Below are 7,082 nucleotides of genomic sequence, written 5' to 3' on the forward strand. Positions count from 1 at the left end.
ATTTCGCCTCAATCGGAATAAAACCTATGCTACCACCAAAAGTAATCCAGAGCTGTGATATTTGGGAATTAGATAATCTTCCATAGTTTGAGTTTATATTAAATTGCACTGTGTAAGCAAATTTACCATGCGATGATATTTCAATCGTATCATTACCGACTCCTTGTTCGTTCAATTTAAATTTTCCAGTTTGAATTTTAACAGGGGAAAGCAATCCACCGATGACACCATCAAAGGGAAACCTTGGTCTTTCTTCAACAATCATTCCGCTTGCAATCCTCCCAGCGAATATACCCCCGATTATAATTTGAGCCTTGCTGAATTCATTTCTTTTTGTATTATCCGCAACCTTTATTACCCGAACAAATCCAACATTTTTAGGTCTTATACTGCCATCTGGCTGTTCAACAAATTCAATAACATCAAAACCATCGTCAATTCCAATCCCCTCCCTTTTACCAAGTGGAAAACTTACTGTGTTAAATCCGGCTTCAGAGATTTGAGCGGATAGCTTAAAAATTTCTCTCACAGCAAGCTCAAAACTAAAAACAAGATCATTTGAAGCTTTTTTAAATGCGCTATCTTCAGCTGCAGTTACATTCCCATCTTTGATTTCAAATGCCGAACGAGCTTCTTCCTCAATCATTACCTCTGGCTTTACGAAATATCGGTTATTTTGGAAATTAACTTTAAAAAATGTTAATCCACCTTTAAGATAAACTCTAATAATAGGAACACGAACTTTTTCCTCTTTTTTATTCTTTGGCTTTATAAGCATAATAACGGTGTCTTTAGAAGCAAGATATCGGCTGATAAATGGTATAACGACATAACCGGAATTCATAACACGCTCAACCTTCTCTGCGGGAATGCCAAGTGATTTAGCCTTTGTTGCTATGAAACTGTTTCTCTCAGCCTCTGTTAACAGAGAAAGAGCTCTTATCTCCTTATTGATATCAAGTATCTTGATAATCTCAGGTGCAATATATTCTTCCACATCTTGATTTAACTCATTAACTGACTTATATTCTTTCCCCGTATGGACATTTGTAAAGTTTGAAGTTATCTCATCAGGTAAGCTTTCCCAATAGAATCGTGGCAATTTTATTTGTTTTTCAAGTAAAGATGCAAGATATTTGCGATTATATTCGGCGGGTGGTTTCGGTATCTCACCAACAGGCACTGCATTGGGATAATAGGTAATTGTTTTGGCTAAATATTTCCCCGATAGCTCTTGCGAATTTAACAAATTAAATGGGGATAAGATCAAGGCAAAAATGATGGGCAAAAAAATTTTAAAGTATTTCATCACTTGTTCTCCTCCCTACATAATTTTAAAATTAAAAACCACAGGAAATTTAACCGAAAAAATTTTTTATAGCAAGTATTTAAGGTAGGATTTAAAAACGGTAAGTATAATTAAAAAGTGGGCAGGCGCGGAATCGAACCGCGGACACACGGCTTTTCAGGCCGTTGCTCTACCGACTGAGCTACCTGCCCAAATTCAGTAAAAATATATAAAAATTTCCAAAAGAATGCAAATTTACACTTGTAGAAATATACCTTGTTTTTTTATATTTAAAACAACCCAAAAATAAATCCTCAATCGCCTATGTTAATTTTTGCATTTTTTATGTTGTCTTTAGTCCTTGCTGTTCAAGTTTATCTATGCAAGAAATTAACACTTTACATAGAATCAACAAATATGCGAAAAATTTCAAAGTTTATCCCATTCGTCTTTGGGTTTTTCAATTTACCCACGATTTTAATTTTCATCAATAGAACTATAAAATTTCAATTCCTGCTTGACCTAAACTCACCCCTTTTTATTTATCCATTTTCAATATGGCAAGGGGCAACACTTTTTATCTTTATTGTGATCACCTTGGGGGAATTAATACAAAAATTTGTGAGATTTATATCTAAAAAGCTAAATCAGAACAAAGAACGAAAATTGAACGAATCAAGGCGAAAATTTATTCAAACTGCCCTACTTGGTATATCTGCGTATGCATTTGCAGGCTCAACGCTTGGAACAATTGCAAGAAATGATTTCAAAGTTGAAAAAGTTAAAATAAAAATTAAAAACTTGCCAGATGAACTCAAAGAATTAACGATAGGTCTTATAAGCGATATTCATTCGGGAATTTTCATGAATGAGGAAGATATGAAACCTTATTTTGAAACTTTAAATTCACTTAAACCAGATCTGATACTTATGCCTGGGGATTTCATAACCTCAAACCTTGAAGAGATTTACCCATTTATTAATGCTTCTAAAAATTTAAAAGCAAAATATGGTATTTTCGCAACGCTTGGAAATCATGAGTTTTTCACAAGACAGCCTCAAAGGATAGCAAAGATAATTGAAGAAAATGGAGTTAGAGTTTTAAGAAATGAAGCAGAGAAAGTTGAAATTAACGGAAAAAAATTTTTTATAATTGGAATAGATGATCTTCGCTATGGTGCTGATCTTGATAAAGCGACGAGATATCTTGAGCCAGGGGACTTCAAAATTCTTCTTTCACATAAACCATATGATTTCCCCAAGTTTGCACAAAAAGGAATTCAATTAACTGTTTCTGGACATACCCACGGCGGTCAGATAGTTTTTGCAAAAATTGACGATACTTATATCGCACCCGCTTCACTTGTCTCAAAATTCATAGCAGGACATTATAAACTTGGTGATTTCCATCTATATGTCACCAGAGGGATAGGCGTAGTAGGATTACCAATAAGGTTAAATTGTCCTCCTGAGATAACCTATATTACTCTTGTTTAGCGGTTATAACTTAAAATACATTTCACAATGCCCCCTCTGGAGAAAGTAATTTCCATTTTTGTTTTTCTACAATAACCCAGTTCACACTCTCCAAAGGGGGCACGAATAATTATGACTCCCCAGAACCCGCTTTTTTCTTTGCCCCTTTTTTCTCTTGCTTTATCTGCTGTATTTCAACCCTTATCTCCTGCGCAAGCTTTCTTAACTCTTGCATTTTTTTTCTCAAACGCGTCCCAGCGGACATTACACCCTTTTCATAAAACTTTCTGAAATCATCTTCCAAAGAATTAACGAATTCCTGGAGCTGTTGAAATCTGTGATGCATTTTTACCTCCATTTTTGGGTTTTTAATTTGATTCGGGAAATGGAAAACTATATTTTTACTTTCCCTTTTGAAACTGCTTTTAAATGCGCATTTTTTAAATTTTCAACAAGTTCATCAAGTCTATAGTAAAGTCCTTTATGTTTCCTCGGTTTTCTCTTCGCAAGGGCGTAGGAAGTAAGGATTGGCATTGCAACGGTAGAATCAATATAGCACACAACAGCGTCTGGCAATTTATCTGGGTCAACTTTGCCCCAGCTTACCGCTTCTGAAGGTGTTGCTCCAGATAATCCGCCTGTATCAGGTCTTGCATCTGTAATTTGAAGAAAATAATCATGCCCTTTTTCATCTATCCCAAGAACTTCTTGAATTTGTGGCTCTGTTTGAAGCAAAAAGTTCTTCGGTGAACCGCCACCAAAAATTAAAACAGCGCTCTTCCCTCCATTTGATTTAGCCCAATAAACTATACCCGCTGTTTCATTCACATCTCTTGCGATGTCAATTTTAATTTGATACCCATTTAGAACCATTGCCGAGATATTCATCCCAATTGAGCTATCCCCAGGCGAGGAAACATAAACAGGAACGCCATATTTATAAGCCGCTGATAAAATGCTCATATCTTTAATTCCAAGTATTTTTTCCCTTTCATAGACATACTTACCGAGCAAATAATGAAATTCTGCGGTCCCCATTTCTTTTTGAAATTCTGGCTGTTTTAAAACTTCCCTTATGAATTTATCCGTTGAAAGCAAAACCTCGTAATCAAACAAAATATCATAAATTCTTATCACTCCCTCTTTCCTTAAAATTCTATCATCAACAAATGGCGTCCCCCGGTGAAGTTTATGTCCGATTGAAAAATGAATATCATGATACAAATTTGCACCTGTTGAAACAATCCAATCAACGAACCCTGCTTTTATGAGTGGAACTACACAACTTCCACCAAGTCCAGCCGGGGTTAAAGCCCCCGTTAAACTCATCCCCACAGTTACATCATCCTGGAGCATTTTTTCAACAAACAATTGACAAGCTTCTCTTAATCGCCCTGCGTTATACGCTTGAAAATATTCATCAACAAGCTTTGTAATTCTTATATCAGGGTCAATTGGCTTTCGGTTAATTGGTTTACCTGAAAGTAGATTCTTTTTTCTCAACCTCACCTCTTCATTTTTTTAATTTTCTGGCTATTGAAATTTAAAAAAATTTCAAAATAAAGCAAATTTTTTAAAATTTACCCCCATAACGAACCCTTAAAAGTTTCCCTTGAAATCAAGTATAAATTGCCCTTTACCTTTTTGGTTTTTTGCAAACGCAAGGCTCAAAATCAAATCATATGGCAAAAGAAAATTTAGACCCAGACCATAACCTTTCCAAAAGGTTAAACTAAAAAATTTTTCATTGTTAAACCAAGTCCTTCCGATATCACCAAAGATTATAAAATCAACCCCGAACCTTAAAATTGAAAACTCCTCAAGCGGTGCCTTTTCTAATTTTAAAAATTTTTGCTTCATAAGCGGAATTCTGTATTCAATCATTCCACCAAGTATATTTTCACCCTCAAAAATTTCGTTAAAATAACCCCTTATTCTCTCTTCATATCCGAAGTAAAAATGCGAATAAACGGGGATCTTTTGCCCGATTGAATTTAAAATGAAAAATCTACCTGCGATTAAACCCACCCACACTTTTTGATACAACCGAGCTTCCAACCCAGTCTGAATGAAGAAAGATTTGTAATTTAAAATCTGATTAAAATTACAAAGAAAATTAAGCAAAATTCCTCTGTTTGGATAAACTGGTATATCCCTCGTGTCATATTTAAATCCCGCCCCAACGACTAAAATTTTATCTACACCAGTTGGAGAAATTGTTTTCAATTGAGTAGCCTCGCCTGTTGTTGCGATGTTTTTAAACCCAACATCTGCCCATATCTTTTTATAAAGCCCAATTCTTTTGCCCAGTAAAAAATTAAAAATGAAAATATCTTCATAAAATGTCCCTATTCCCTCTTCTAAAATTTTGCTTTTGTTTTTAATTCGTTGATAACTTAATTCAATTGAATAAAACAAGTTATTACTTCCGAGAATCCAAGGGTTTAAATACTCAATTTCAATCCATGGGTCATATCCAAGCGCAAAACTGAAAATCAACTTCTCATTCCTTCCTCTAAAATTTGTATGAATTAGCCCAGCTCCGTAATACAATTTTTTTATATCTCTATCTTTCCAGCCGAAAACAGGAAATGGCCAGATATACCATCTTTCGTTCACCCAAACATAAACATTAATGCTATCGGTTGAGGTGGAGTCTTTTTCAAACCATATTTTAACTTTATTAAAAAGCCCCATCCCATAGATTCTATTCTCGTTAAGTTCAATTTCGGAAGTATCAAGCCTTGAACCAAGCGTAAAAGTTAATTCCCGTGCTATGACCTCACTTTTTGTTTTTACATTTCCGATGAAAACAATTTTCCTGACAATAAATTTATCCCGCTCCCTAAATTTTTCATCAGCCAAAAGAAAACACACTACCGAAGATATCAACACCGGGAATAAAATTTTAATAATTTTCATCCAAGCCTTCATTTAAATTTTTAAACCAAGGCAAGGTTCAAATCCAAAGTATTCCTCCAAGGGTGAGCGAAATTAATTTTTTCTCTGTTATATGAAACTTGAACTTGAAGTTCTTTTTGTTTATATTATAAGCGTGTCAAGACTGCCCCGTGGTGTAACTGGCAACACGCCTGACTCTGGATCAGGTAATCGAGGTTCGAATCCTCGCGGGGCAGCAATTTTATTTTACCCAAGTTAGCCAACCATAAGGATCGTTTCCGTTTTTAACGATGTCATAAAAAATATTCTGGATACTTCTCGTAATTTTCCCAGGTACCCCACAACCTATTTTTATTCTATCAACACTTCGCACTGGCGTTATTTCTGTTGCTGTCCCTGTAAAGAAAATTTCATCTGCGATGTACAGCATCTCTCGTGGTATCAATGTTTCTTTAACTTCGTATCCGAGGTCTTTTGAAATTTGAATTACTGAAATTCTGGTTATACCTGGCAAGATGCCAGTTGATATAAGAGGTGTGTAAATGACATCATCTTTAACGATAAAGATATTTTCGCCACTTCCCTCACTTACAAAACCGTTATAATCAAGTGCTATACCTTCAGCGTATCCATCCACGAGAGCCTCCATCTTAATAAGTTGGGAATTCATATAATTGGCTCCAACCTTTGCCATCATCGGAAGGGTATCTGGGGCTGGTCTTCGCCAGCTTGAAACTCTAACATCCACTCCTTTTTCTATCGCCTCTTTTCCGAGGTATTCGCCCCATTCCCACACAGCGATCACAACATCAATAGGGCAATTCATTGGATTAACGCCGAGCTCATAATATCCCCGAAAGACGATCGGTCTTATATAGCATTGTTTTAGTTTATTGACTTTGATAGTTTCAATGACCGCTTGGGTTAGTTCTTCCGATAAATTTTAACTGAGTCATAGAGTCGCTTCATATGTTCATCAAGTCTGAAAACAGCGGAACCTTTTGGGGTATCGTAGCATCTAATTCCTTCAAACCAGCTTGTTCCGTAGTGGATGACATGGGAGAGGACATGAATTTTTGCGTCATCCCAATTAACGAATTTTCCATTCATCCAAATTTTTTCTACTTTTGGTAGTGGCATAGTTTTTTTCACTTTAATTTTTTTGAATATATGCGATATTTTTTATAAGGGATGGAGCCGATGTTTTCGGCAACTCTTTTCATTGGCTCATTATCTTCAAGAACCCAACCAAGTTCAGCTTCTGAATAACCTTTTTCAATTCCGTTTTTAATTGTGTAATAATAAAACGCAGCATCTATTCCAGAAAGACGATATTCCTGAATTAAACCCATTATCAAAACACGTATCATCGTTATCTTCTTCATATTTTTCATCAATTTGAAAATTCCAAACGGCA

5 protein-coding genes, 2 tRNA genes and 2 pseudogenes are annotated in these 7,082 nt (G+C 35.5%); 2 read left to right on the forward strand and 7 right to left on the reverse strand.

Annotated features, from left to right (window positions below):
- The coding region (locus AT685_RS07785; protein WP_143713185.1) for a hypothetical protein at positions 1-1,309 on the reverse strand (1,309 nt) is incomplete at its 3' end.
- A gap of 118 nt (positions 1,310-1,427) precedes the next feature.
- Positions 1,428-1,500, reverse strand: a tRNA-Phe gene (locus tag AT685_RS07790).
- Between the two features lie 112 nt (positions 1,501-1,612).
- Between AT685_RS07790 and AT685_RS07795 the strand changes: the two genes are divergently transcribed.
- Positions 1,613-2,785 carry a metallophosphoesterase gene (locus AT685_RS07795; RefSeq protein WP_072152201.1) on the forward strand — a complete coding sequence of 391 codons (1,173 nt, stop codon included), beginning with the start codon at positions 1,613-1,615 and terminating at the stop codon, positions 2,783-2,785.
- A 109-nt stretch (positions 2,786-2,894) separates the two neighbouring features.
- Here the strand turns inward: AT685_RS07795 and AT685_RS07800 are convergent, their stop codons facing one another.
- The 3 genes from AT685_RS07800 to AT685_RS07810 form a co-directional block, all read right to left on the reverse strand.
- Positions 2,895-3,122 (reverse strand): histone H1, encoded by a 228-nt coding sequence (locus AT685_RS07800; protein ID WP_320409084.1) that lies wholly within the window; start codon positions 3,120-3,122, stop codon positions 2,895-2,897.
- Between the two features lie 35 nt (positions 3,123-3,157).
- Positions 3,158-4,267 (reverse strand): homospermidine biosynthesis protein, encoded by a 1,110-nt coding sequence (locus AT685_RS07805; RefSeq protein WP_072152203.1) that lies wholly within the window; start codon positions 4,265-4,267, stop codon positions 3,158-3,160.
- A gap of 96 nt (positions 4,268-4,363) precedes the next feature.
- The gene (locus tag AT685_RS07810) at positions 4,364-5,686 is read right to left on the reverse strand and encodes a BamA/TamA family outer membrane protein (RefSeq protein WP_159420509.1); all 1,323 of its coding nucleotides are present in this window, start codon (positions 5,684-5,686) and stop codon (positions 4,364-4,366) included.
- Between the two features lie 143 nt (positions 5,687-5,829).
- Between AT685_RS07810 and AT685_RS07815 the strand changes: the two genes are divergently transcribed.
- Positions 5,830-5,901 (forward strand) — tRNA-Gln (locus AT685_RS07815).
- 5 nt (positions 5,902-5,906) lie between these two features.
- Here the strand turns inward: AT685_RS07815 and AT685_RS07820 are convergent.
- Positions 5,907-6,805 (reverse strand): annotated as a pseudogene (locus AT685_RS07820) (branched-chain amino acid transaminase).
- Positions 6,806-6,813: 8 nt separating this feature from the next.
- A pseudogene (locus AT685_RS07825) lies at positions 6,814-7,082 on the reverse strand (GNAT family N-acetyltransferase); the annotation flags it as partial.

This window comes from Candidatus Kryptobacter tengchongensis, assembly GCF_001458555.1.
In the GTDB taxonomy this organism is placed as follows: domain Bacteria; phylum Bacteroidota; class Ignavibacteria; order Kryptoniales; family Kryptoniaceae; genus Kryptonium; species Kryptonium tengchongense.

What these genes read in the sequence shown, in the direction of transcription:
- AT685_RS07795 (WP_072152201.1), top strand. Translation starts at nt 1,613, where the DNA reads ATGTTAATTTTTGCATTTTTTATGTTGTCTTTAGTCCTTGCTGTTCAA.
- AT685_RS07800 (WP_320409084.1), bottom strand. Translation starts at nt 3,122, where the DNA reads ATGGAGGTAAAAATGCATCACAGATTTCAACAGCTCCAGGAATTCGTT.
- AT685_RS07810 (WP_159420509.1), bottom strand. Translation starts at nt 5,686, where the DNA reads ATGAAAATTATTAAAATTTTATTCCCGGTGTTGATATCTTCGGTAGTG.